The 25,172-nt window shown below is 69.5% G+C and carries 25 protein-coding genes; 11 read left to right on the plus strand and 14 right to left on the minus strand.

Going from position 1 to position 25,172, the window contains the following annotated elements:
• Positions 1-20 precede the first annotated feature (20 nt).
• From OG801_RS13740 to OG801_RS13750, 3 genes are read left to right on the plus strand one after another with little or no spacing between them, the layout of a single operon-like run.
• Complete coding sequence (locus OG801_RS13740; RefSeq protein ID WP_350660294.1) at positions 21-443, plus strand: DUF350 domain-containing protein; 423 nt, start codon at positions 21-23, stop codon at positions 441-443.
• Complete coding sequence (locus tag OG801_RS13745) at positions 440-2,011, plus strand: polyamine aminopropyltransferase (protein WP_406036123.1); 1,572 nt, start codon at positions 440-442, stop codon at positions 2,009-2,011. The genes OG801_RS13740 and OG801_RS13745 overlap by 4 nt, the downstream gene beginning before the upstream one ends.
• On the plus strand, positions 2,011-3,036 hold the full coding sequence (locus tag OG801_RS13750; RefSeq protein WP_406036124.1) for an ion channel: 1,026 nt from the start codon (positions 2,011-2,013) through the stop codon (positions 3,034-3,036). Before OG801_RS13745 ends, OG801_RS13750 begins: the two co-directional genes overlap by 1 nt.
• A gap of 129 nt (positions 3,037-3,165) precedes the next feature.
• Here the strand turns inward: OG801_RS13750 and topA are convergent, their stop codons facing one another.
• Complete coding sequence (gene topA, locus OG801_RS13755; protein ID WP_406036125.1) at positions 3,166-5,859, minus strand: type I DNA topoisomerase; 2,694 nt, start codon at positions 5,857-5,859, stop codon at positions 3,166-3,168.
• 292 nt (positions 5,860-6,151) lie between these two features.
• Here topA and OG801_RS13760 point away from each other — a divergent pair, with 292 nt between their 5' ends.
• Positions 6,152-6,907: a hypothetical protein gene (locus OG801_RS13760; protein ID WP_406036126.1), complete on the plus strand. Its 756-nt coding sequence runs from the start codon at positions 6,152-6,154 to the stop codon at positions 6,905-6,907.
• Here the strand turns inward: OG801_RS13760 and OG801_RS13765 are convergent.
• Together OG801_RS13765 and OG801_RS13770 are read right to left on the minus strand one after the other, a co-directional pair.
• Positions 6,855-8,333, minus strand: coding sequence for a methyltransferase (locus OG801_RS13765; protein WP_406036127.1), 1,479 nt, complete (start codon positions 8,331-8,333; stop codon positions 6,855-6,857). The two genes, OG801_RS13760 and OG801_RS13765, sit on opposite strands and share 53 nt — an antisense overlap.
• A 26-nt stretch (positions 8,334-8,359) precedes the next feature.
• Positions 8,360-8,695 (minus strand): anti-sigma factor antagonist, encoded by a 336-nt coding sequence (locus tag OG801_RS13770; protein ID WP_091044749.1) that lies wholly within the window; start codon positions 8,693-8,695, stop codon positions 8,360-8,362.
• 186 nt (positions 8,696-8,881) lie between these two features.
• Here OG801_RS13770 and OG801_RS13775 point away from each other — a divergent pair, with 186 nt between their 5' ends.
• From OG801_RS13775 to OG801_RS13785, 3 genes are all read left to right on the plus strand, one after another.
• Positions 8,882-11,188 (plus strand): DEAD/DEAH box helicase, encoded by a 2,307-nt coding sequence (locus OG801_RS13775; RefSeq protein ID WP_406036128.1) that lies wholly within the window; start codon positions 8,882-8,884, stop codon positions 11,186-11,188.
• A 15-nt stretch (positions 11,189-11,203) separates the two neighbouring features.
• Positions 11,204-11,500 (plus strand): hypothetical protein, encoded by a 297-nt coding sequence (locus OG801_RS13780; RefSeq protein WP_355017392.1) that lies wholly within the window; start codon positions 11,204-11,206, stop codon positions 11,498-11,500.
• 109 nt (positions 11,501-11,609) lie between these two features.
• On the plus strand, positions 11,610-13,508 hold the full coding sequence (locus OG801_RS13785) for a vWA domain-containing protein (RefSeq protein WP_406036129.1): 1,899 nt from the start codon (positions 11,610-11,612) through the stop codon (positions 13,506-13,508).
• On the opposite strand, the gene OG801_RS13790 is transcribed toward OG801_RS13785, so the two are convergent.
• The 5 genes from OG801_RS13790 to OG801_RS13810 all read right to left on the minus strand — a co-directional run bounded on the left by OG801_RS13790 (position 13,501) and on the right by OG801_RS13810 (position 15,907).
• Positions 13,501-14,463: a serine/threonine-protein kinase gene (locus OG801_RS13790; protein ID WP_406036130.1), complete on the minus strand. Its 963-nt coding sequence runs from the start codon at positions 14,461-14,463 to the stop codon at positions 13,501-13,503. The genes OG801_RS13785 and OG801_RS13790 overlap by 8 nt on opposite strands.
• A complete protein-coding gene (locus tag OG801_RS13795) occupies positions 14,456-14,920 on the minus strand; it encodes a DNA-binding protein (RefSeq protein ID WP_355017389.1) in 465 nt (154 codons plus the stop codon). The genes OG801_RS13790 and OG801_RS13795 overlap by 8 nt, the downstream gene beginning before the upstream one ends.
• A gap of 64 nt (positions 14,921-14,984) precedes the next feature.
• Positions 14,985-15,356 (minus strand): Rv3654c family TadE-like protein, encoded by a 372-nt coding sequence (locus OG801_RS13800; RefSeq protein WP_406036131.1) that lies wholly within the window; start codon positions 15,354-15,356, stop codon positions 14,985-14,987.
• Positions 15,353-15,727 (minus strand): TadE family protein, encoded by a 375-nt coding sequence (locus OG801_RS13805; protein WP_355017387.1) that lies wholly within the window; start codon positions 15,725-15,727, stop codon positions 15,353-15,355. The genes OG801_RS13800 and OG801_RS13805 overlap by 4 nt, the downstream gene beginning before the upstream one ends.
• A gap of 3 nt (positions 15,728-15,730) precedes the next feature.
• Complete coding sequence (locus tag OG801_RS13810) at positions 15,731-15,907, minus strand: DUF4244 domain-containing protein (RefSeq protein WP_355017386.1); 177 nt, start codon at positions 15,905-15,907, stop codon at positions 15,731-15,733.
• A 50-nt stretch (positions 15,908-15,957) separates the two neighbouring features.
• Here OG801_RS13810 and OG801_RS13815 point away from each other — a divergent pair, with 50 nt between their 5' ends.
• Positions 15,958-16,131 carry a hypothetical protein gene (locus tag OG801_RS13815; RefSeq protein WP_355017385.1) on the plus strand — a complete coding sequence of 58 codons (174 nt, stop codon included), beginning with the start codon at positions 15,958-15,960 and terminating at the stop codon, positions 16,129-16,131.
• Between the two features lie 55 nt (positions 16,132-16,186).
• Here the strand turns inward: OG801_RS13815 and OG801_RS13820 are convergent, their stop codons facing one another.
• Genes OG801_RS13820 through ssd form a run of 4 tightly spaced genes read right to left on the minus strand, consistent with a single transcriptional unit; the run spans position 16,187 to position 19,888 of the window.
• Complete coding sequence (locus OG801_RS13820; RefSeq protein ID WP_406036132.1) at positions 16,187-16,903, minus strand: type II secretion system F family protein; 717 nt, start codon at positions 16,901-16,903, stop codon at positions 16,187-16,189.
• Positions 16,900-17,673 (minus strand): type II secretion system F family protein, encoded by a 774-nt coding sequence (locus OG801_RS13825; RefSeq protein ID WP_406036133.1) that lies wholly within the window; start codon positions 17,671-17,673, stop codon positions 16,900-16,902. Before OG801_RS13825 ends, OG801_RS13820 begins: the two co-directional genes overlap by 4 nt.
• The gene (locus OG801_RS13830) at positions 17,670-18,836 is read right to left on the minus strand and encodes a TadA family conjugal transfer-associated ATPase (RefSeq protein WP_406036134.1); all 1,167 of its coding nucleotides are present in this window, start codon (positions 18,834-18,836) and stop codon (positions 17,670-17,672) included. Before OG801_RS13830 ends, OG801_RS13825 begins: the two co-directional genes overlap by 4 nt.
• A complete protein-coding gene (ssd, locus tag OG801_RS13835; RefSeq protein WP_406036135.1) occupies positions 18,833-19,888 on the minus strand; it encodes a septum site-determining protein Ssd in 1,056 nt (351 codons plus the stop codon). The genes OG801_RS13830 and ssd overlap by 4 nt, the downstream gene beginning before the upstream one ends.
• Before the next feature lie 124 nt (positions 19,889-20,012).
• On the opposite strand from ssd, the gene OG801_RS13840 reads away from it, so the two are divergent.
• Complete coding sequence (locus OG801_RS13840; RefSeq protein WP_350713752.1) at positions 20,013-20,807, plus strand: HAD family hydrolase; 795 nt, start codon at positions 20,013-20,015, stop codon at positions 20,805-20,807.
• A 272-nt stretch (positions 20,808-21,079) separates the two neighbouring features.
• On the opposite strand, the gene OG801_RS13845 is transcribed toward OG801_RS13840, so the two are convergent.
• Positions 21,080-21,811 carry an oxidoreductase gene (locus OG801_RS13845; RefSeq protein ID WP_355017380.1) on the minus strand — a complete coding sequence of 244 codons (732 nt, stop codon included), beginning with the start codon at positions 21,809-21,811 and terminating at the stop codon, positions 21,080-21,082.
• 34 nt (positions 21,812-21,845) lie between these two features.
• Between OG801_RS13845 and OG801_RS13850 the strand changes: the two genes are divergently transcribed.
• Positions 21,846-22,754 (plus strand): class I SAM-dependent methyltransferase, encoded by a 909-nt coding sequence (locus OG801_RS13850; protein WP_406036136.1) that lies wholly within the window; start codon positions 21,846-21,848, stop codon positions 22,752-22,754.
• A 9-nt stretch (positions 22,755-22,763) separates the two neighbouring features.
• On the opposite strand, the gene OG801_RS13855 is transcribed toward OG801_RS13850, so the two are convergent.
• Complete coding sequence (locus OG801_RS13855) at positions 22,764-23,594, minus strand: hypothetical protein (protein WP_355017378.1); 831 nt, start codon at positions 23,592-23,594, stop codon at positions 22,764-22,766.
• Between the two features lie 349 nt (positions 23,595-23,943).
• Here OG801_RS13855 and OG801_RS13860 point away from each other — a divergent pair, with 349 nt between their 5' ends.
• Complete coding sequence (locus tag OG801_RS13860; protein ID WP_355017377.1) at positions 23,944-25,143, plus strand: glycosyltransferase; 1,200 nt, start codon at positions 23,944-23,946, stop codon at positions 25,141-25,143.
• The last annotated feature ends 29 nt before the right edge of the window (positions 25,144-25,172 follow it).

Genomic DNA, 25,172 nt, shown 5'->3' on the forward strand with positions numbered 1-25,172 from the left:
CAGACTGGAGAGATGAACCGATGACTGACCTTGTGAGCGGACTGCTGTCCACCGTCGCCTTCGCCGCCCTCGGGCTGGTTCTGCTGATGATCGGCTTCTACGTGATCGACCTGCTCACGCCGGGCCGGCTGGGGCAGCTGATCTTCGTGGAGCACCGCCGCGACCCGGCGCTGCTGCTCGGCTCCTCGGTCGTCGCGATCGCGACGATCGTGGCCACCTCGATCTACACCGCGGAGGCGGACACCCTCCAGGGGCTCGCCGAGACGGCTGCGTACGGTCTCATCGGGATCGCCCTGCTCGCGTTCGCGTTCGTGATCCTCGACCTGCTCACCCCGGGCCGGCTCGGTGAGCTGATGACCGACGACAAGGACGACCCGGCGATCTGGGTCGCCGTCGCGGTGCAGCTGGCCGTCGGCGTGATCGTGGCGGCCTCGATCACGTGAGCCTGACTCTCCCCTCGTTGTCCGCGCTGCCCGAGGGACGGGCGGCCCGGCTGCTCGTCCTCGCGGCGGTATTCGTCTGCGCGGCGTGCGGCCTGGTGTACGAGCTCGCGCTGGTGACGCTGGGGAGCTATCTGCTCGGCAACTCGATCGCCCAGACGTCGCTGGTGATCGCGGTGTCGATGTTCGCGATGGGCATCGGCGCCGTGCTCGCCAAGCCGCTCACCGCGCGGCCGCTGCGCTCGTTCGTGGGTGTGGAGATCGCGCTCGCCGCGGTCGGCGGCGCCTCGGTGCCGGCGCTCTACGCGTCGTTCGCGTGGCTGCACCTCTACACCCCGATGATGCTGCTGGTGACGTTCCTGATCGGCGCTCTGGTGGGCGCCGAGATCCCGCTGTTGATGGAGCTGCTGCAGCGGCTGAAGCGCCAGCAGGCCTCGCTCGCGGTCGCCGACATCAACGCGGTCGACTACGTCGGGGCGCTCATCGGCGGGCTGGCGTTCCCGTTCGTGCTGCTGCCGACCCTGGGGCTGCTGGTGGGGACGGTGGCGACGGCTGCGCTGAACGTCATCGCCGCCTGGACGGTCGGGGTGGCGCTGGCCGGCTCACGCCGTCAGCGTGGGACGGTCACGGCGATCTGTGGCGCACTCGCGGTCGCCCTCGGCCTGACCGCGGTGACGGCCGACTCCTTCGAGCTCAATGCCCGGCAGGCGCTCTACCGCGACCCGATCATCCACTCCCAGCGCTCGGCCTATCAGGAGATCGTGGTGACACGGGGCGCTCCGGTCGGGCCGGCGTTCGACGACGTACGCCTCTTCCTCGACGGTGACCTGCAGTTCTCCTCACTCGACGAGTACCGCTACCACGAGATGCTCGTCCATCCGGCGATGAACGGGCCGCACCAGCGGGTGCTGATCATCGGCGGTGGCGACGGGCTCGCGGCGCGCGAGGTGCTGCGCTATAAGTCCGTCTCCTCGGTGACGCTGGTCGATCTCGACCCGGCGATGGTGTCGCTGGCGCGCTCCTTCGAGCCGGTCTCGTCGCTGACGTCGGGGTCCCTGGAGGACCCCCGACTGACGTACGTCGCCGCCGACGCTTTCTCCTGGGTGCGCGACTACTCCGCGGCACCGTTCGACGTGGTCATCGCCGACTTCCCGGACCCGGACTCGACCGCTCTGGCCAAGCTCTACTCCGTCGAGAACTACAGCATGATCGCGCGGCTGCTCGCCCCGTCCGGACGGATGGTCGTGCAGTCGGGTAGCCCGTTCTTCGCGCCGGACGCGTTCTGGTCGGTGCGGCACACCCTCACCGAGGCCGGCTACCGGACCACGCCCTACCAGGCGGACGTACCCTCGTTCGGCAACTGGGGCTACGTCCTCGCCTCCCGCGACGGCTCGGCCCCTGAGCTGGCGCTCGACGACGAGGCGCCGGGCGGGCTGCGCTACGCCAGCGACGCCGTGCTCGCGGCCGCCTCGTCGTTCCCGCCGGACCGTGCCGAGCGGCCGACCTCGGTCACCACGCTGCTGGATCCGGCGATCCTGGACTATGCCCGGAACGGTTGGGTGGGCTACTGATGTTCTTCCTTCTCCGACTGGTCCGGCGCACCTCGCGGCACTACGCCTGGGTGCTTCCGCTCGCCATCATCGGCTTCGTCTTCGTCACCGGCTGGATCGCGATGGCGCTGACCCAGCCGGGCAGCGACATCGTGCGCCCCACCAACTACTGGTGGTGGTTCCTGGTCACCGCGACCACGGTCGGCTACGGCGACCTCTTCCCGGAGACCACCGGTGGTCGGCTCGTCGGGGCGTACGTCGTCTTCGGCTCCATCACCACCCTCGCCATCTTGTTCAGCCGGATCTCGGCAATCATCGAGAACGCCAAAGGACGCCGCATGCGTGGAGAGATCAGCTTCAGCGGACAGAACCACATCGTGATGCTCGGCTACGCCGCCGGGCGTACCGAGCGGATCCTGGTCGAACTGCTCTCCGAGCCGGAGCGCGAGGTCGTGCTCGCGACCTGGGAGGACCAGCTCTCCGAGCACCCGATGCCCGGGGAGGACCGCCTGCATTTCGTACGCGGCGACATCACCGACCTCGACGTGCTCGCTCGCACCGGGCTGTCCAACGCACACAGCGTGCTGATCGACCCGAGTGACGACAACGAGGCGGTCACGCTCACCGTCGCAGCCAACACCGCGGCTCCTGCTGTGCACACGATCGTGGCGCTGCGGGACCTGCGGGTGCAACGCACGATCTTCCGCGTCGACACCACCGTCCACTGCGTCCAGTGGCACAACACCCAACTGATCGCCGAGGAGCTCAGCGACCCCGGGATCGCCGAGGTCTACCAGGAGCTCGCCACCGCCGGCGGCAAGGGCACCTACTCACTCACCGTGCCTCCTTCTGCCGCGACCGTTGACGTCGGCGCCTGGCAGGCCGCTCTCGGCCGCTCGTACGGCGCCACGCTCCTCGCAGTACGCACCGTCGACGGCATCCAGGTCAGCCCGCCCTGGGACCTTCCCGTCTCCCCTGGCGCGCGGCTCTTCTACATCGCGGCCGATCGGTTGGACTACGACGAGGTCGTCGGGTCGCTCGGCTGACGCGCGCGTAGGAATACCCGGTTAACCGGGTATTCCTACACTTCTCAGGCATTGCAACACCCGAGAAGTGCAGGAAACACCTGAGAAGTCAGGCGTTCTTCCTACGCGCCACGCTCAGTGACAACCTGATCACGACTTCTTGGTCGCGGCCTTCTTGGTCGTCTTCTTGGCAGTCGACTTCTTCGCCGGAGACTTCTTCGTGGTCTTCTTCGTGGCCCGCTTGGTGGTCTTCTTCGCCGGACCCTTGGCGCGCTTGTCGGCGAGCAGCTCGGCGGCACGCTCGGCAGTCAGGGTCTCCAGGTCGTCGGCGGCGCGGAGGGTGGCGTTGTATTCACCGTCGGTGACGTAGGGACCGAAGCGGCCGTCCTTGACGACCATCGGCTGCCCGGAGACCGGGTCGGGGCCGAGCTCCTTGAGCGGCGGCTTGGCGGCGGCACGGCCGCGCTGCTTCGGCTGGGCGTAGATCTGCTCAGCCTCCTCCAGCGTGATCGTGAGCAGCTGGTCCTCCGAGCTCAGGGTCCGGGAGTCGGTGCCCTTCTTCAGGTAGGGCCCGTAGCGGCCGTTCTGGGCGGTGATCTCCTCGCCGTCGGCGCCGGTGCCGACGACCCGGGGCAGGGTCAGCAGCTTGACGGCGTCCTCGAGCGTGATGGTCTGCAGGCTCATCGACTTGAAGAGGCTCGCGGTGCGGGGCTTGGCGCCCTTCTTCGCGTCTTCGGGGAGCTGCTCGGTGACGTAGGGACCGAACCGGCCGCTCTTCGCGACGACGGTGAGCCCGGTCTCGGGGTGGACGCCGAGGTTGAGCTCCTCGCCGGCGGGGTTGGCGAAGAGCTCCTTGGCCTTCTCCAGGGTGAGCTCGTCGGGCGGCAGGTCGTCGGGGACGTTGGCACGCACCGCGAACGGGGTGCCGTCGTCGCCGGGGCCCTCGATGTAGGGGCCGTAGCGGCCGACCCGGAGGTTGACCCCGGACTCCGGAGTGCCGACCGGGAAGGTCGCCAGCTCGCGAGCGTCGATCTCGCCGAGACCGTCGACCAGCGGCTTGAGACCCATGATCCGCTCGGAGCCGAAGTAGAACTCCCCGAGCTCGGTGGTCATGTCCTTGTCGCCCTTGGCGATCTCGTCGAGGATCTCCTCCATGCTCGCCGTGAACCGGTAGTCGATCTGGCGCGGGAAGTGCTCCTCGAGCAGCCTGACCACCGAGAACGCGACCCAGGCAGGCACCAGCGCGGTGCCCTTCTTGAAGACGTAGCCCCGGTTGATGATGGTCTGGATGATGCTCGCGTAGGTCGACGGACGGCCGATCTCGCGCTCCTCGAGCTCACGGACCAGGGTCGCTTCGGTGTAACGAGCCGGCGGCTTGGTCTCGTGGCCGTCCGCGGTGAGGCTCGCGGCGTTCACGCGCTCGCCCTCGGTGAGGTTCGGGAGGCGGGTCTGCTGGTCGTCCGAGGTCTGGTCGGCGGAGTCGGTGCCCTCGACGTACGCCTTCAGGAAGCCGTGGAAGGTGATCACGCGCCCGGTCGCGGAGAAGACGACGTCCTCGCCCGTGGCGGCCGAGGCGCCGAGGCGGATCGCGACCGAGTTGCCGACCGCGTCCTTCATCTGGGAGGCCACGGTGCGCATCCAGATGAGCTCGTAGAGGCGGAACTGGTCGCCGGTCAGACCGGTCTGCGCCGGGGTGCGGAACGAGTCACCCGCGGGCCGGATCGCCTCGTGGGCCTCCTGGGCGTTCTTGACCTTGGAGGCGTACGTCCGGGGGGCGTCGGGCAGGTATTCGGCACCGTAGAGCTCCCTGACCTGAGCGCGGGCCGCGCTGACGGCGTCTCCGCTCAGGGTCGTGGAGTCGGTACGCATGTAGGTGATGAAGCCGTTCTCGTAGAGACGCTGGGCGACCGACATCGCGCTCGCCGCGGTCATCCCGAGCTTGCGGCTCGCCTCCTGCTGCATCGTGGTGGTGCGGAAGGGGGCGTATGGGCTGCGCTTGTAGGGCTTCGACTCGACCGAGCGGACCTCGTAGGTCTGGCCCTCGAGGCCGGCGACGAGGGACTCGGCGCGGGTGCGGTCGAGGTGGACGACCTTGTCGCTCTTCAGCAGGCCGTCGGGGCCGAAGTCGGTGCCTCGGGCGACGCGGCTGCCGTCGACGGAGGTGATCCGGGCCGGGAACATCCGCGGCTCGTGGTCGGAGCCGGCGTCGAAGGTGCCGGCGAGATCCCAGTAGGAGGCGGTGCGGAAGGCGATCCGCTCACGCTCACGGTCGACGACGAGCCTGGTGGCGACCGACTGGACACGGCCCGCGCTCAGGCGGGGCATGACCTTCTTCCACAGCACCGGGGAGATCTCGTAGCCGTAGAGACGGTCGAGGATGCGGCGCGACTCCTGGGCCTCGACGAGGTCCATGTCGAGCTCGCGCGGGTTCTCGGCGGCCGCCAGGATCGCGGCCTTGGTGATCTCGTGGAAGACCATCCGCTTGACCGGGATGCCCTTCTTCGGCTTCAGCTCGTCGAGGAGGTGCCAGGCGATCGCCTCACCCTCGCGGTCCTCATCGGTGGCGAGGTAGAGCTCGTCGGCGTCCTTGAGGAGCGACTTGAGCTTGGCGATCTGCTTCTTCTTGTCGCTGGGCACGACGTAGTAAGGGGTGAAGCCGTTGTCGACATCGACGCCGAAGCGCCCCCACGGCTTGTCCTTGATCTTGGCAGGGGTGTCTGCCGCGCTCTGCGGAAGGTCGCGGATGTGCCCGACGGATGCCTCGACGACATACCCCTGTCCGAGGTATCCGCCGATCTTCTGAGCCTTCGCCGGGGACTCGACGATCACCAACTTGTGTGCCACTGACGTCCTTATCTCACTGCAGCAGAGCCTGGCACCACTGACAAGCTCTGGCGAGACACGTTAGCGCGTGTCTCCAGCCGGCATGGGTCCAGTCACCGCGGTTCATGCGGCACTGAGCTCTCGGACAACATGGCGTGTTGCCTTGGGCGCCGCGAAGACAATACCTAGCACGCTGGGGAGCGGGAGCGCGAAATCGGTGTCTCATCCGGCCATGTCCAAAAACTGTCGGTGCTCGTCCGTATGGTGGCTTTCGAGGACGGCGAGACCAATCCGAACCGAGAGGTCTCTGCTGATGATCGACGCTGAATACACCGACTACATAGAGGGTCTGGCCACGCCCCCGGAGCACCTGGTCTGCTCCGAGTGCGCGCAGCTGCTCACCCGGACCAACGTGATCCTGGAGCGCCTGGAGGCCGAGCTGACCCGGCCCCGCTGGTCGGAGCCGGATACGCCGCCACGACCGGACCATGAGGTGGCCCTGGACTGGCTGGCCGCGCTGTGCGGCGGCCACGAGGCGGTCACCGCGCTGGATGCCGCGCCCCTGGTCGAGGACGGGCTGGACCTGCCGGTCGTGGAGGATCCGGCGGGACGTACGCAGCTGGAGGCAGTCGCCGCGCTGCTCGACGAGGTCGCGGCCGACTTCCCGGTAGAAGAGGTCGGCTTCGCGCTGCGACGGGCCCTGCTGCGGCTGTGGGAGATCGACCCGCTGGTCGTCGACCGGCCCACGCAGCCGGCTCAGGTGGCGGCCGGGATCGTCTGGACGGTCCTGGGCGCCAACGGGCTCGCCGGGCCGGGCGGCCTGGTCACCGCGACCGAGCTCAAGGAGCGGCTGGGCGTGACGAAGATGCCGTCGGCCTACGGCAAGCAGCTGGCGGCCGCGCTGCGTGGCTTCTGGCCGTGGCAGACGCAGCGGCCGTGGGGCATGCGTGACCTTCCCGACCTCGAGCCGCTGGGCTATCCGGACCTGCTGGTCTCGAGCGTGCGCAGACGCCTGATCAGGCTGCGGGACCAGGCGTGCCTGGTGCGGGACGGAGGAAGCCCTCGCTGACCAGCTCCTGGGCGATCGGCAGATAGCTGCTGCGCACGACCGCGGGGTCGCGGTCGAGGATCTGCGCGAGCGCGTCGAGGATCTGACCGACGGTCAGGTCACCGTCGCACGCGCCCGCGAAGGCCGCCTCGATCGTGTCTGCCTGGCGCGCGCGGCGCAGGCCACGCTGCTGGCGCAGGATGACGGTGCTGGGGTCCTCGGCGCCGGGCTGGCCGAGGGTCTCCTGCTGGACGTCCTCGACGATCACCAGCGTGGAGTCCTCGGTGACCTCGACGCGAGCCGCCTCACCCCACGCCGCGAGCGCCGGGGCGATCGGCTGCTCGACGTCGTAGGGCCACTCGAGGAGCTCGCGCTTCGGGTTGCTCGCGCCGGTGCGGTGCAGGTTGATCCAGCCGAACCCGACGCCCTCGATCTTCTGCTCCTCGAACCAGGACAGCCAGGTGTCGTAGCGGGTCAGGTAGTCCTGGGCGCCGTGGTGGCCGGAGTCCTTGAGCCAGAGCTCGACGTACGCCGCGGGGTCGAGCACCTCACGCTGGACCACGAACGCGTCGACCTCGTCCACGAGCCATCCCTCGAGGCGGTCGTCCCAGGGCTGGTCCTCGGAGATGATCCAGTTGCCCAGGATCTGACACCAGCCGCCCTCGGTGAGCATGCCGGGAGCGGCCCTGACGATGTCCTCGACCACCCGGTCGCCGGGGAGCCCGGAGTCGCGGTAGACGAGGCGCTCACCGGTCGCCGGGCTGATCACGAACGGCGGGTTGGTGGCGATCAGGTCGAAGCGCTCACCGGCGACTGGCTCGAAGAACGACCCGTTGCGTACGTCGATCCGGTCCGCCACGTCGTTGAGGGCGGCGTTGAAGGTGGTGATCCACAGGGCTCGCTGGTTGACGTCGGTCGCGACCACCCGGTCGCTGTGGGTGGCGAGGTGGAGGGCCTGGACGCCGCAGCCGGTGCCGAGATCGAGCGAGGTGCCGACCTGGTCGCGGATGGTCAGCTGCGCCAGGGAGGTCGAGGCAGGGCTGATCCCGAGCACGTGCTCGTGGCCGACGCGCTGGGGGCCGCCGTCGAGCCCCGGCGTGAGGTCGGAGACGACCCAGAGGGCGGTGTCCTCGGTGGCGTACGGACGTACGTCGAGGCGGGCCGCGACCTCTCCGACCGACTGCTCCAGGATCCCCTCGACGGCGAGCCGGTCGACGAGCCCGGGCAGGGCTGCCTCGGCGTGGTCCAGGGGCACGGTCGTCTGCAGCAGGAAGAGCCGGATGAGGGTCTCCAGCGGGGAGCCTCCGTGGGTGCGCCGCCGGCCCGGCAGCGTCTCGTTGCGGCTCAGCGCGCTGTGCGCGATCGGACCGAGCAGCTCGGCGACCGAGTCGTAGGAGAAGTCAGCCTGCTGGAGGGCGTCACGGAGCCGGTGCGGGAGGTCACTCACACCTGGAGCCTAATGCGCGGACAGTGTCAGCCTGCTGCCGCGCCCTCGGCGCTGGCGTGGATGTCGAAGACCTTGGCAAGACCGGTGATCCGGAAGATCTTGAGCAGCCGCTCCTGCGTGCAGACCAGGCGGAGCATGCCGTTGTGCTGGCGCACCTTCTTCAGGCCACCCACCAGGACGCCGAGGCCGGTCGAGTCGAGGAACTCCACGGCTTCGAGGTCGACGACGATGTCGTAGTGACCCCGCGCGACGAGCTCGGTGATCTTGTCCCTCAGCTTCGGCGCGGTATAGACGTCGATCTCGCCGCCCACGGCCACGATGGTGGCCGAGTCGAGCTCGCGAGTCGCAAGCGTCAGATCCACTTCGAAGTTCTCCTGCCAAGGAACGTGAGACAACCAGCTCCGGTCGGCATGCCTGGTGTCCGATACCCGGAGTCGATCGTAATGTAACCACGGCTCACCAGGATGCGCGCAAGAAACTCGCAACGTCATGGACACGATGCGGGGCCGCAAGCGTGGCGGCGACCAGGATTCTGGGAGAATAGGCAGGTGTTGACGACAGCGACCGGTGATCTCGTACGCCGGCTCGCGGACGTCCCGGGCCGCGAGGACCGGCTGGCTCACCTCGAGCAGATCCCGCCACGAGATGCCGTCTTCGCCGACTGGCCGACGTGGGCTTCTGCCGACGTGGTCGCCGCCTTCGCCGCTCGCGGGATCGAGCGTCCTTGGCAGCATCAGGCGGTGGCCGCCGAGGCCGCCCACGAGGGCACCCATGTGATCGTCTCGACCGGCACCGCCTCCGGGAAGTCGCTGGCCTATCAGCTGCCCGCACTGACCGCGATCCGAGACGCGCGTGGTCCACGTGGTGAGCGCGGCGCCGGCGTCCTCTATCTCGCGCCCACCAAGGCGCTCGCTCAGGACCAGCTGACCGGGCTGCGCGAACTGGGCGTCGACGTGCGCGCGGTGACCCACGACGGTGACAGCACCCGGGAGCAGCGGGACTGGGCGCGCGACTTCGGCGAGTACATCCTGACCAACCCCGACATGCTGCACCGTTCGCTGCTCCCCGGTCATCAGCGATGGACGGCGTACTTCCGCTCGCTGCGCTACGTCGTCATCGACGAGTGCCACCACTACCGCGGCGTCTTCGGGGCGCACGTCTCGCACGTGCTGCGGCGGCTGCGGCGCATCTGTGCGCTCTACGGCTCGTCGCCGACGTTCATCCTCGCCTCGGCGACCGTCGCCGAGCCGTCGATCGCGGGCGAGCGGCTCACCGGCCTTCCGGTGCTCCCTGTGACCGCCGACGCGTCACCACGCGGCGAGCTCTCGATCGCCCTGTGGCAGCCGCCGCTGACGTCGCACGCCGGCGAGAACGGCGCTCCCGTACGCCGCGCGGCCTCCGCCGAGACCGCCGACCTCCTCGCCGACCTGGTCTCCTCGGACGTACGCACCCTGGCCTTCGTACGCTCCCGGGTCGGTGCCGAGCAGGTCGCCCTGACCGCGGCCGCCGAGCTGGAAGAGGTCGACCCGTCGCTTCCCGGGCGGGTGGCGTCCTACCGCGGTGGTTACCTGCCCGAGGAGCGCCGCGCGATCGAGGCATCGCTCCGCTCCGGCGAGCTGCTGGGGCTGGCGGCGACGAACGCGCTCGAGCTCGGCATCGACATCAGCGGTCTGGACGCCGTGGTGCTCGCCGGGTACCCCGGCAGGCGCTCGGCCTTCTGGCAGCAGATCGGCCGGGCAGGGCGGGGCGCGGGTGACGCGCTCGGCATCCTGGTCGCGCGCGACGACCCGCTGGACACCTACCTCGTCACCCATCCGGACGCGCTTCTCGGTCAGCCGGTCGAGGCCACCGTCTTCGACCCGGCGAACCCGTACGTCGTCGGCCCCCATCTGTGCGCCGCGGCGCAGGAGCTGCCCCTGACCGAGGCGGACCTGCCGCTCTTCGGGCCGGGCGCCCGGGAGATCCTGGACAACCTGGTCGCCTCGGGGCTGCTGCGCAAGCGTCCGCGTGGCTGGTTCTGGACCGACCGCCGCCGCGCGGCCGACCTCGCCGACATCCGCTCCTCGGGCGGATCTCAGGTGCAGCTGATCGAGGCCGAGACCGGCCGGGTCGTCGGCACGGTCGACGCAGCGAGCTCACACGCGAGCGCGCACGCCGGCGCCGTCTACGTCCACCGTGGCGAGACCTATCTCGTGCACGAGCTCGATCTGGAGGAGAACGTCGCGGTCATCTCCCGCAACGACCCCGGCTACTCCACCTTCGCCCGGGAGATCACCGAGATCTCGATCGTCGCCGAGCGGGAGCAGGTCGCCTGGGGCGAGTGCCGCCTGGCGTACGGCGACGTCGACGTCACCCACCAGGTCGTCTCCTTCCTGCGCAGGCGACAGCCGAGCGGTGACGTGCTGGGCGAAGAGCTCCTCGACCTCCCCGAACGTACGCTGCGCACCTCCGCCGTCTGGTGGACCGTGCCCGCCTCAGCCCTCGAGGCGGCCGGCCTGGAGACGGCGGACATCCCGGGCGCCGCCCACGCCGCCGAGCACTGCTCCATCGGGCTGCTCCCGCTGATCGCGACCTGTGATCGCTGGGACATCGGTGGGGTCAGCACCGCGTCCCACCCGGACACCGGCATGCTCACCGTCTTCGTCTACGACGGACATCCCGGCGGTGCCGGATTCTCCGAGCGCGGGTTCCGTGCCGCCCGGGAGTGGCTCGGCGCCACGCTGGAGACCATCGAGGCGTGCGAGTGCGACGACGGCTGCCCCTCCTGCGTGCAGTCGCCCAAGTGCGGCAACCAGAACAACCCTCTCGACAAGCAAGGCGCGATCGTGTTGTTGCGCCTGCTTCTCGGAAAATAGGCCTAATGTGGAGAAATGCTGATCCTGGGCCTCGTGCTGATCGTCGTTGCCGCAGTCCTCATCGTGCTGGGTCTCTTCACCACCGGTAACGGTGATCTCGACGACCCGACCGCCACCCTGCTCGGCCTCCCGGTCGGCTCGACCACGATCTTCGTGATCGGCCTCGTCGCCGGCGTACTCCTCCTCTTCGGCCTCTCCCTCACCAAGTGGGGCGGCAAGCTCCAGGCGAAGAACATGAAGGAGAAGCGCCAGATGCGGAAGCTGACCAAGACGCTGCAGGACGTCACGCCCGAGTCGAAGGACGAGGCGTAGTTCTCGCTGCGGAGCATTGCGTAGAGTCTCTGCAGGCCCTCGGATTTGCTATTGCAAAGGTGGCCAGACGGCCGCTAAGTTTGCGATAGCAAACCGACAAGGAGAATACGTGACCCCCACACGTCGCAGGCCCCAACTAGCCCTCGCGTTCACCATCATCGCCCTTGCCCTGACCACCGGCCCCGCTGTTGCCGACGACACCGGCGTCACCGACAGCACCGAGAACCAGCGACTCCAGCTGGTCCTGGACGCGTCCGGTTCGATGAAGGAACCCGCAGCCAAGGGCACCAAGATCCAAGCCGCCCGCAAGGCTCTCGGCCATGTCATCGACACCCTGCCGGACCAAGCCCAGGTAGGCCTGCGGGTCTATGGCGCCAAGGTCAGCACCGGGCCCAAAGCCTGCACCGACTCCCAGGAGGTCGTTGCCCCCGGAACCGACAACCGCGACCAGCTCCGCGACGCGATCACGGCCTACAAGCCTCTCGGTGAAACCCCTATCGGATATGCCCTCCAGCAGGCAGGCAAAGACCTCGGCAGCGAAGGCGAACGCACCATCGTCCTGGTCTCCGACGGCGAGCCCACCTGCTCCCCCGATCCCTGCAAGGTCGCCAAGAAGCTCTCCCGGGACGGAATCGACCTCAAGATCGATGTCGTCGGGCTCTCGGTCGACGCCAAGACCCGCAAGAAGCTCCGCTGCATCGCCGACGCGGGACACGGCAGCTACTTCGACGCCGACGACGCCGAATCGCTCACCGAACGGCTCACCGTCACCTCCACCCGGGCCTTTCGGCCCTTCGACTTCTCCGGGACTCCCGTGACCGGATCGGCGAACCCGCTGGACGCGCCCGAGATCGGCGTGGGCCAGTACCTCGACCAGTTGCCGGCAAAGGACGGCGTCACCTTCTACAAGATCCCGCGTACGGTCCCTGGTTCCACTATCCATGTCGGCACCACCGCCCGTACGACAGTCGAAGGCGGCGGCACCGGCCTCTTGATGACACTGAGCGACGACCCCAACGGCGTAACCGAGTGTGACCGCGCCACCTCGTTCGATGGGATCTCCGGTGGCGTCAGGCTGTTGAACGCGAGCCTCAACAGCTGGTCGTCCAACCCGGACGACAGCTGCGCCACGGTCGACTTCCTGGTGCTGAGCATCAAGCAGTCGATCAACAACGACCTCGAGGACAGCCCCGTCGAGATCGTGGTCTTCGAGGAGCCTCCGCTGGCCGAAGGCTCGGAGCAGAGCCTTCCGCCTGCCGACAAGGCCATCGAGTGGGAGCCGATGACTCCCGGCAAGTCGACCGGCGAGGTCGTCTCCGGGACCAGCATCGCGAGCGCCCCCGAGATCGAGCCCGGCAGCTACACGCTCGACATCCGCTCCGGCGAGCGTCAGGTCTTCGCGATCCCTCTGAACTGGGGCGAGCGCCTTCAGGTGCAGATCGACGCCGACCTGTCGGAGAAGACCATCAACACCCACAGCGTCAACGGCGGGTTCGAGCCCAACATCATCAGCCCGACCCGCGGCGACGAGACCTACAACTTCGGCATTCACACGCCCGACGACTGGTCCGACCTTCCACTCGCCAACATGCCGAACGTCGACAACTGGCATTGGCGAAAGGGCGCGGCCAGCCACCCGGTGAGCTACCTCAACCGCTCGGTCGTCGACCAAGACATGGTCGCCTCTTCTCTGGCCGGCTATCGCTACATCGACGTCGGCTACAACATCGACAACCCAGATGCCGTCGTCGAGTACGACCTGACGGTCAAGGTCCTCGGCCAAGCAGGCGACGGTGAGCCCGAGTATGCCGAGGACGGCGATGCAGTCGCTCCGGACGGCGCCCAGGACGTCGCGGTTGAACCGCAAGAGCCCGCCAAGTCGGGCCCGGCAACCGATGACGACTTCCCCGTCGTCGGTGCGACACTCACCGGCGTCGGCGCGCTCGTGCTGGTCGGCGGGATCATCGCCACCGTTCTGGCCACGCGCAAGCGCCGTCAGATCAGCTGAAGAGCATCCAGACGCCCGTCGACAGCAATCCCAACCCCACGATGGTCGCCAGCATGCCGAGCACCGCTGATCGGGCCCACGGGGTTCGAGCAGGAGCTTGAGCTGGAGGTTGAATAGGCAGGTCGAGATGCTCCAGCACCTCGACCTGCCTGCCCTCGTCGTCGGGCGCAACGCCCTCAGGCGGAACCTGGCCGGTCTGCGCAAGCAGGCGACGGGCGTCCAGGGCCGAGGCCGGCCGGAAGGCCGGGTCTCTGCTCGTCAGAGAGCGCGCCACATTCCACAGCCGCTGATCGACACCGTCAGGAGCGACCGCCGCCAGGCTTCCGCTTTCTGTGGGAGGTCGGGTAGCCGTCAGCATCTCCATGAGTACGACGCCAGCCGCCCACAGATCCTGCGCTGGGCTCGGATCACTCATCACGCCCTGCTCGGGGGCGCGATAGCCAGGCGTTCCCAGCAACTGATAGGCCTCGGTCAACCGCGGCTCCTCGGCGGCGATCGCAATGCCAAAGTCCGAGAGACGCAGATGCGGGCGCCCCAGCCCGGTGGGCTCCAGCAGCAGGTTGGCGGGCTTAACGTCGCGATGAACGATCCCGGCACTGTGCACCGCGTGGAGCGCGACGAGCAGCTGATCGAGCAGGCATGCGGCCCATTGCCCGGGCAAGGGGCCGTAGTCCTTCAGCAGACTGTGCACCGATCCACCGCGTACGAGGTCCATCGTGAACAGGACCCGATCGTCCTCGGCCGACCAGCCCAGCGGTGAGACACAATGCTCACTGTCGATCCGGAACGACTGCTCACGGACAAAGCGGATCAACGACGCTGCGTCGCTGTGGCGCAGCATCTTGGCAGCACGATGAACGCCCTCACGCTGGTCCCAGGCGAGCCAGACCGTCCCCATGCCGCCTTCGCCGATAGGGTCGAGAAGCTCGTAGCGGCCCGCGAAGACCTCACCCATCGTTGACGCCGAAGGTCTGCAGGAGCTTGGCAATCGCCGGATGACTCGCTCGCAGCTGTTCGGCTGCCGCTGCGAACTCTTGGGATGACGCGGCAGCGCGGAACACTGCACGTACGGCCGCAGGGTCGGCTTCGGTGTGATGCGTGACGACCGCCTCCGAGGTGCGCGCGGCCTCGAGTTGTCGTACGGCATCGTCGAGCGACTGCTCACCAGCGGCGACGCGGCACGCGGCGGCGTACATCAGCTGCAGGCGTTTGACCGCCGCAGGATTGCCGATCTTGACCCTCCGCGCATTCATGAGCTGAGACAGCATCGGCGCTGAGATGCCCAACAGATCGGCGACCCTGACCTGCGTCAACGACAACACCGAGGAACACCGCTTGATCAAGTCACCGAGCGGCTCACCATAGAGGTGGGCCTGTGCCCGTCGGTTGTCATCCGCGCTGCTTGCGGTCATGGCGGTCACACTATCGAGATGAGCCTCGTAGCCTGACCCGACCGACCCCGCCTGGACGCTGCCTCTAGTCCGGCCGAGGCTCGGTCGGGCCGGCTCTCGCCTCGGCGACCGGGTCCCCCGGCTGATCGAGCCAGCGCGGTCCCTCGACCCGCACGGTGACGGTGACGTCCTCCCCGGCGATCTCGCACGACTCCAATGTGGCGCCGTTGCGGGCGGTGATCGTCGACGCCTCCGCACATGCGTCCTCGGAGACCTGGAGCGCGTTGGCGCCCGCCAAGGCGGCCAGATCGGCCGCGGACTGTGCGGTGCGGTGGGCGACGAAGACCGCGCCCACGACACCCAGCGCCGCGCCGAGGAAGAGCAGGAGTCCGATCGCGCCGACCGCGAACGGGGCTGCCGACCCGCGTTCGTCCTCGCCCGCCCGCAACGTGCTCACTGCTCCCCCCGCGTCGCCTCGGTCGCAGCGACCGCCTCGCCGCGAACGGTCACACCCGGTATCCACCTGAAGATCCCGCCGGGCCCGGTCACCCGGGCTCGGGCCGAGGCGACGACCTCCTCGGCGCCGGCGCTGACACTCACCTGTGTGCCCGCAGGCCCGACCCGACGTCCGCGGGCGACGGCGGAGCCGCTGTCGTCCCCTCGGGCGACGGCCCGGGCGGTCTCCCGAGCCGCGTCGACCACCTGGATCTGCGCCGCTCCCACCGACAGCAACCACACCAGCCCGATGGTCACGGCCACCAGGAGCGGGATGACCATCACCAGCTCCGCGGTCGCGGCGCCTCGCTCGTCCCGCTGCCCGCGGACCACGGCTCAGATCCCCAGCAGGCTGAGCACGTGCTGGAACAGCCTGTTGAGCAGGTCGTTGCCGAAGCCACCGGTGAGCAACTTGTAGAGCAGGCCGGCGAGCCCGGCACCTGCCGCCGTCCCGACGGCGTATTCGGCCGTCGTGATCCCCTTCTCGTCCTTCCGAAGATGTGTCTTGGCCATGGTTGGTCCTCTCTGGTCGATGGCCGTCGGTACGGCCGCTCACGACGACAATGACCCGCTCCACCGACATCCGCGACCGCCATGTCGCCGGCTGTGGACAACCCGATCCCGAACCCACCCTGTGGATGACAAACGGCCCGTTGATCAGGGAAAACAAGCGCGCCGAGACGCCACATACGTCGGTCGAGTCGGCATTCGGCTGCCAGCTCGACCGACGCGCGTGACGTCTCGGCCGACGGGGGTGACGTCTCGGCCGACGGGGGTGACGGCTCGGCCGGGTCAGATGCCGAGGTTGGAGAGGAGGCCGCCGACGACAGGGACGACGCCCAGCAGCAGGAAGGCGGGGAGGAGACAGATGCCGAGCGGGACTGCGGCCTTGACGCCCACCGCGCGAGCGCGGTCCTCGACCTCTGCCCGGGCATTTCTGGTCAGATCGTCGGCAAGGCGCTCGACCGTCGTGGCGACCGGGGCACCGGTCGCCTGAGCTCGGGCCAGTGCTCGGCCCAGCGGCGCCAGCGCGGGATCGTCCACCAGGGTGCGCCAGGTCTTCTCCGGATCAGCTCCCAGACGAAGCCGAGAGGCCGCCGGCAGGAGTCGGGCGGCTGCCGGCCCGGGCAGCGCTGCGGCGACGGCCACGAGCGCCTCGGCGGGCGCCGCGCCGGAGGAGAGCGCGGCGGAGAGAAGTCGGACCAAGGCAGGCAGCTCGGCCTTCGCGGCCTCCCGCTCGCGCCGGACCTCGGCGGGCTCGACCCGGCCGATGACCAGCCAGCAGAGGACACCCGCCGGAGCGGCGAGTACGGCACCCGCGGTGCCGCCGACGAACGAGTAGACGGCGCCGGCGGCGAGCAGCGCCAGCAACGGCCGCCAGCGCATCATCCAGCCGTCGGGGTCATCCCGGTCCGCAATGGCCGCGACCCTGCCGGGAAATGGTGAGGCCGGCGCCGGCAGCAACGCTGCCGCCAGCCCGAGCGCGACGGCCACGAGCCAGACGCTCATCTCGCCTCCACCCCACGCGCGATGCCCTCGATCCACCACAGCCCCAACCAGCCGAGCAGCAGTCCGAGACCGAGGCAGGCCAGACCCACCGGCGATCCGAAGAGGAACGCCAGCGGGTCGCCGCCAACGCCGCTGCCCATCGCCAGGGCAGCCACCGGCAGGCCTGCGATCAGGCGGGCGGTGGAACGCGCCGAGCCGAGCTCGCCGTCGACGACCCGCTGGGTGGCGGCTGCGGCCCGCAGGTCCAGCGCCACCCGGTCGAGTGCGTCCGCGAGACCGCTCCCGGTCTGGTGGGCGATCTGCCAGGCCGCGGCGACCACACGGAGCGATCCTGCCCCAGGCACCTCGGCGACCTGCCGCCACGCGGCGGGTACGTCGGAGCCCATCCGCTGCGCCTCCGCGACCGGCTCGATCACCGGCCACTCCGTGGCGAGCTGCGTCAGCGCGGGACCGGGCGGGTGCCCGGCGGCAAGCTCGGCGGCCATCTGCTCGCAGGCCTCGACGACGCGGTTGGCCGTACGCCCCGCCTCGATCCGCTCGCAGCGGCGCCGCCACAGGGCGACACCGCCAAAGGTGGCGATCCCGAGCAAGACAGCCGCGACGACCGCCTTGCCCGGGAAGACGATGGGGATCAGGGCGACCAGGAGGAACGACCACCGCGGCACCCGCCACTCAGGCGACCGTGGTCCAACCGCTGCTCGTGGGCGGAGCATCAGCGCGGCGGCGGCACCGGCCAGGCCGGCGACCACCCCGAGGCTCAGCCCGCTCACCGCTCCGCTCCCAGCAGCGCTTCGAGCCGGTCCGCGGCCGGTCCGGCGACCACGACGTCATCGGCGGCCACCGAGAAGGCGGTCTCCGTCCGGACCAGCCCATCGGCTCCGCGACACGGGACCGCGATCTCGGTCAGCACCCGGCGGCCGTCCCGTCGCCGCAGGTGCACGACCACGTCGACACCAGAGGCGAACTGGCTGTGCGCCGCCTCCCTGCCGAGACCGGCGGCGAGCGCCAGCGCCTCCACCCGAGCCGGCACATCGGCGGCGGAGTTGGCGTGCAGCGTGCCGCAGCCACCCTCGTGGCCGGTGTTCAACGCGGCGAGGAGATCGACGACCTCAGCGCCACGCACCTCCCCCACGACCAGCCGGTCCGGCCGCATCCTGAGGGCCTGGCGGACCAGCGTATGGAGCTCGACGGCGCCGGCGGCCTCGATGTTGGCCGGGCGCGCCTCGAGGCCGACCACATGCGGATGATCCGGACGCAGCTCGGAGGCGTCCTCCACCAGCACGAGCCGCTCCTCCGGGGGCACCAAGGACAACAGCGACGCCAGCAAGGTCGTCTTCCCGGTGCCGGTGCCTCCGGAGACGAGAAACGCCGACCGTGCCAGCACCAGCCGGCGCAGCAGATCAGCCACGCGGGGAACCACCATCCCCGAAGCCTCCAGCTCGGCGAGCGTGAACGCCCGCGCCGACGGCACCCGCAACGAGATCACCGTGCCCGGTCGCGCCAGCGGCGCCAGCACCGCATGGAACCGGCTGCCGTCGCCCAGCCTCAGGTCGACGTAGGGCGAGGCGTCGTCCAGGCGGCGGCCGGCCCCGGCAGCCAACCGCTGCGCCAGCCGTCGAACCGCATCGTCGTCAGGAAACGCGACCGGAGCGGGCTCCAGACCGGATCCGCGGTCGATGAAGACCTGATCGGGCCCGTTGACGAGGACGTCGGTCACCCCCGGCAACCGCAGCAGCGGCTCCAATGGCCCCGCGCCGACCACGTCGCGGCGCAGCATCTCGAAGACAGCCAGCACGGTCGCATCACCGACGATCCGCCCCTCCGCACGGAGAGCCTGCTGAACCCGGTGCGGGGTGAGCTCTCCCGGCGTACGCGCCAGGTGGTCGCGAACGAGGTCGACGACCTGGGGCGCGATGTCGACAGCGCCGATCATGCGACCATCACCCCGGCGCGGACCCGACAGCGCATCAGCACCTCGGCCGCGGCACGGGCCAGCGGCGCCCGCTTCGAGCGGATCGGCCCCAGGCCGAGGTCGATGGCCTCCGAGAGCCCGCGCTGGTCGGACATCGAGGCGATCACCGGGAGCCCGAGCGCACGCCCGACGGCCTCCGGCTCAGCCGCGCGGCCGCGGACGACGATCCGCACCCGATCCCGCTCGGGAAGGCGGGAGATCAGCCGAGCGGCGGACGCCGTGCCGGTGACGTTCGCCCGAACGATGACGAGGACGATGTCGCAGCCGGTCAGCAGCGCCTCAGCGGCGGCGTCGGACTCGCGTGGCAGGTCGACCACGACCAGGTCATGGCCGCGTCGGGCGGCGGCGAGCACCTCGCGCACCACCTCCGGCCGCGGTGGCACAACGTCGCCGCCCGGCCACCCCAGCAGGCCCAGCGACCCGACGTGCGGCACCGCCTCACGCAACGCCCGCGCACCCAGCCGCCCGGCAGTCTGCCCGAGATCGCCCCAGGTCACGCCGGGGATCTCGTCGAGGCCTAGCACCCGCCCGGCTCCAGGACCGAGCCGGTCGGCGTCGATCAGCAGCGTCGACCCACGGTCTGCTCCCAGGCTGGCCAGGGCCGCGGCGTACGTCGTCGCACCGGCTCCACCCGATCCGGCCAGGACGCCGACGACCGTGCCGTCGCCGCCCTCACCGTCGCTGACGTCGGCGAGCAGCCCGGCGACCACGGTCTCGGCAGCCGGCAACTCGAGCAACGTCTCGGCGCCGACCTCCAGCGCGGCCCGGAGCAGCGGTTCGCCGGTCGAGCCCCATCCCACGACGTACACCCCGTCTCTTCGGGGTGGACGCAGCGATGCCACCTCCGCCAGGAGGTCGGCGCCGACGAGGATCAGTGGCGGGCGTTGCCATCGACGCAGGGCGCCGACGGCGTCGGTGCACTCCTCGACGGTGACGCCGGAGGCGGCGGCCAGGCGAGCCGCCTCAGCGGCGAGCAACGAGTCCGAGGTGATGACAAGCGGTTCCGAGGTCATGGCAGCAGGATCCGCCGGGACACCGACAATTCCACCCGCAAATTCAGGACCTGTGGATAACCCCGTCCCGGACCCGCCCTGTGGATGGTGATCGGCCCGCCCAACGGCCGTCTACGATGTGCCCATGACACGCATCGCTGCGTTCTTCGACCTCGACAAGACGATCATCGCGAGGTCGAGCACGCTTGCGTTCTCCAAGCATTTCCAGGCCGGCGGCCTGATCACCCGCGCGGCCATGATCCGCTCGGCCTACACCCAGTTCGTCTACGTCGTCGGCGGTGCCGACCACGACCAGATGGAGAAGATGCGCAAGGCGCTCTCCGAGATGGTCACCGGCTGGGACGTGGCGACCGTCAAGGAGATCGTCGCCGACACCCTCCACAACGTGGTCGACCCGCTCGTCTACGAGGAGGCGGTGCAGCTCATCGAGCAGCACCACGCCCAGGGTCACGACGTCATCATCGTCTCCGCCTCCGGCACCGAGCTGGTCGAGCCGATCGGCACGATGCTCGGCGCCGACCACGTCGTCGCCACCCAGATGGAGATCGAGGACGGCCGCTACACCGGCGAGATCGCGCTCTACGCCTACCGCGAGGAGAAGGCCCGCGCGGTCCAGCAGCTGGCCGAGCGCTTCGGCTACGACCTCGAGCAGTCGTACGCCTACTCCGACTCCGTCACCGACCTCCCCATGCTGGAGGAGGTCGGCCACGCGTTCGCGGTCAATCCCGACAAGGACCTCCGTAAGGCTGCCAAGGAACGCGGCTGGGACATCCTGGTCTTCAACAAGCCGGTCGCGCTGCGCAGCCGCGTGCTCACCCCGTCCACGCCGACCCTGGCCGCGCTGGCCGTCGGGGGCGCCGTCGCGATCGCCGGCGGCGTCATCTGGGCGGGCACGAAGCGCCGTCGCCTCGGCGCCTGACCCAATTCTGCAGAAGCGGCATCATCCTCCTCATCCTGCAGAATTTCCAGCCTTGAATCTGGCCGCCGATCGGCGTAGAAACAGAGGTGTAACAAGACGTACACGAGTGAGAGGCACCCACGCGGCGATCCACCCATCTGATGGGGTGCTGTAGCCGGGGAGAAATCCCGACGCAGTGACCAGACCTTGCACGCTTGGTAACCAGAAACGCTCGTGTCAGCGGTGGCACCCGGTGTTCACAACCCACCGGGTGCCACCTGCTTTTGCCTCGTCTACTCGGCCGCGTCCAGGCGTAGCGGCGAAGCCTCGGCCCCGGCGGCGTACGCCTCGGCCGCGTAGAGAAGCCACGAGTGCGCCCCCGCCTGGCCACCCTCGCGGAAGCCGCGCAGGTTCGACTCGTAGGCGGCCCGCAGCGCCAGATGGCCGGCCTCGGGGACGACCAGCGACTTCTCATCCACGCCGCGCGCGACCAGGATGAGCCGCTCTGCGGCACGCGCGACCAGACCGTTGTGGGATGCGAACGGAGCAGCGGTCGCCAGATCGGCGTGCACGAACGCCGCCACGACCAGCGCCGGCGCGGACGTCGGGGCGAGCAGCAGATCGGAGAGACGCCGCAACCGCTCGGCCGACTCGGCCGAGCGCGGACGGCCCAGCTCCTCAGGGTCCAGCGACCCCGCCGCTGCCAGCGCGTGCAGCCGCGCGAACGCCTGCAACGGCGCGTGCTTCACCACCGGCACCAGCGAGAGCAGCTCGGTCGAGAGCCGTACCGCGTCCTGCGCGATCGCGTCCCCGCCCGAGTCGCGAACCTCACCCAAGGACGACGAGGACCCTTCCAGCACGGCAGAGGCGTGCGCACCGCGCAGCAGCGACTCGGCAGTGGTCTCCGGAGACGTACGCCGCAGCCCCCGGTCACGCAGCATCACGTCGATACCGTCACGAGCTGCGGCGAAGCCCGAGGCCACACCTTCGAGCGACACCAACCGGGCAAGCGGATCGTCCTTCACGCGTCAACCTTAAGCGCGCGTTACCCTGACCGAGATGACGGACCCAGCCAACCCCGATCCGGCACGCTCCTTCGGTGGCGTGGCGGACAGCTATGACCGCGGGCGCCCGTCCTACCCGGTGGATGCGGTGAAGTGGCTGGTCGGCGCGGAGCCGTGCTCGATCCTCGAGCTCGGGGCCGGCACCGGCAAGCTCACCGAGGTGCTGGTCGGCCTGGGCCACGACGTCTTCGCGACCGACCCGGACGACGCGATGCTCGACATCCTCTCCGGGAAGCTCCCGGACGTACGCGCCACCAGCGGCACCGCCGAGCAGATCCCGACCGGCGACAGCCTCTACGACGTGGTCGTCGTCGGCCAGGCGTTCCACTGGTTCGACCACGCCAAGGCGCTGGCGGAGATCGGGCGGGTGCTGCGTACGGACGGACGACTCGCCGTGGTCCAGAACGAGCGCGACGAGCGGATCCCCTGGGTGCGCAAGCTCGGCAAGCTGATCGGCAAGAAGACTGGACTGACAGAAGAGGGCGGCTTCGACCCGACCTCGATCCTCGACGACTCCGGGTTCTTCTCCGCGGTGGAGGCCCAGACGTTCCGGCACTGGCAGGTCGTCGACCGCCACTCGATCCAGGACCTGGTCCAGTCGCGCTCCAACATCGCCACCCTCGAGCCGGAGGCTCAGCAGCAGAAGCGGCGCGACGTGCTGGCCTTCTACGACGACTACGGCCGCGGCATGGACGGCATGCAGCTGCCCTACAACTGCCGCGCCTGGCGTGCGCAGGTGCTCCCGCACGCGCACGTCAAGCACACCGTCGAGCTCGTCGAGACGGACGAGGAGCAGGAGCCGAAGGTGCCGCTGGCCAAGCGCACCGACACCGCCGTACGCCTCCCCCGCGTCATCACCGACCCCGAGAACGGCGACGACGACCTGCTCATCGACTTCCGGTGAGCCCCGCGATCAAAGCACTGTTCGCGGACGCGTCGTGAGCGCGTCGCGCTCCGGGTCCATCAGGTCGAAGCTCTGGATGACCCAGAAGATCGTGAAGCAGACCAGCAGCGAGACCTCGGTCGCCAGCAGCCAGTACGTCCAGCCGGTCAGGCCCAGCACGATGCCGGCCGCCAGCAACACCACCATGGCCACGACCAGCGCCCAGTAGGTCTTGTCCAGCCGCGTACGCGCCTTGTCGGCCTCCCGCGCGATCTTCCGCACGCCCCAGTCGGTGTTGAGCACGACCGCCAGCGCGAACGGCGTGAAGGTGAAGATCGCCGCGAGCCCGTGGGCCTTCGCCGCGAAGCTCTCCTGGTCGATCAGCAGCCAGCCCACACCGACGACCCATGCCCCCGCGACGGAAACCAGCCCGATGGCGCCCCAGCGCGACGGCCAGGCCCCGGCAGCGGCGCGCTTGCGGAGCCCGAAGATCAGCACGACCACCCAGCCGATCGCCATCACCGCCAGATAGCTCCAGGCGTTGTTGACGATGGCGGCCTTGTCGATCTGCTGCCCGATCTCCGGCGTCGGCACGAAGCCGACCATCGGCGCCGAGAGCCCGGCGAGGTTGAGCGCGGTGTCCTCCGCGTCGGTATAGCCCCGCAGCACCACCAGACACACGCCCAGCGCGCACAGCACCGCGGTGAAGACCGGGCCCGCCGGGGTGTAGTAGTAGGACGAGATGGAGGTCTGCCACTCCCCGCTCGTGATCGTCTCGGCGCCCACCGAGATCGCGAGCCCCGCGAGCAGACAGCACAGAGCGAAACGGACATAGCGGTACGTCGTCACCTCGGTCGTCATAGCCCCGAACGTAGCGGGATCCGGCCACCCTCGGGGCCCTATTCAGCAGCGCGTCCGAGACCCGCGCCAATCGTTCACCGAGCAATGTCGAGGAACGCATAGCGTGACGAACACCACATCAGATACCGTAAATCGAGCCCGGATCCCCGCCGGTTTCGATAAATCCTCCGCCGCTCCTACGATGCGCGCGTGAAGATGACGATCAAGTGAAATCCTTCGCCCCGAGCCGATGATGTCTTGGGATGCGCCCACGGACGCGTTAGCGTCCGGACGAAGCCGCATATCTCTGCCGTAGCCCCACCACCATCACCGCTCGGGCGATGCCTCCTGCGGAAAAAGTGAGGTCGACATGTCCACCGTGACATTCCTCGAGGACGGCCCTTCCGTTCTCTCCCTGTACGAAGGTTTCTTCGCCGGTGGCGCCCGGATCCTGCACACCGCAGTCGTCCGCGCGCTCGACGCCACCACGCCTCAGCAGCACAGCGTGCTGAGCCTCAGCGACCGCGTGCAGCGCGAGTTCACCGCGCAGCGGATCTCCTCCGACAACTCCTACCGCCGCCTGACCTCGGCCGGCGTGCCGGTGCGGGCATTGAGACGTACGCCGACGGGCCCCATCACCACCAGCCAGCTCAAGCGCGTGGCGCAGTCGGTGGCGAAGGCCGACGTGGTGCTCTCCCTCAAGGAGCAGCCACTCACGGTGCTGGGCAGGGTGGGTACGTCCGGGACGCCGCTGATCACCTGCCTGCACCGCTCCGACCCGGAGCACCAGGGGGCCGGGGTGCAGGAGCTCATCGACCTCGACCGGGCCGGGCTGCTGACCGCGGCCGTGTGCTGCGCGGAGTCGACCCAGCGGGCGTACCACGAGGCGACCGGGATCCCGCTGGAGCGGCTGCCGGTCTTCCCCAACGGGGTCGACCTCTACAAGTTCCGCACCGACGCCGAGCTGCGGGCCGGCAAGCGGGCCGAGCTCGGCGTGGACGGCGACGCACCCGTGGTGATGATCGCGGCCCGCTTCGACGAGATGAAGAACATTCCGCTCTTCGTCCGGGCGGCGCGCCGGTTCGTGCAGGAGCACCCCGACGCCCACCTCGTCATGTGCGGCGCCGGGATGACCGCGGACAACCCGGCCTTCGCCCAGCTCATCACCGAGGAGCTCGGCGCGTGGCCGGCGCTGGAGACCAACCTGCACGCTCTCGGGATCCAGAGCCAGATGGCGCCGCTCTACAACGCCGCCGACCTGATCACGCTCACCTCGGCATTCGGCGAGGCCGCCCCGCTGTGCCTGCTCGAGGGGATGGCATGCGGCGCGGTCCCGGTGACCACGCCGGTCGGCGACGCTCCGGCGATGGTCGGCGACCTCCGTCTGGTCTCGAGCTTCGACCCGGCCGAGATGGCCGAGTCCTGGAAGGCCGCCTTCGCCCAGCGCGAGGAGCACTTCGAGCGGATCTTCCGCAACCGGCAGCGCCTCTCCGAACAGCGGCTCTTCGATGCGTACGCCCGGCTCATCAAGGACTCCGCCGACGCAGCCCTCATCCCGATGGCGGTTTGAGACGACCGCTGGTCGAGCCTCGTGAGCGG

This window comes from Nocardioides sp. NBC_00163, from assembly GCF_045206295.1.
Taxonomy (GTDB): Bacteria; Actinomycetota; Actinomycetes; order Propionibacteriales; family Nocardioidaceae; genus Nocardioides.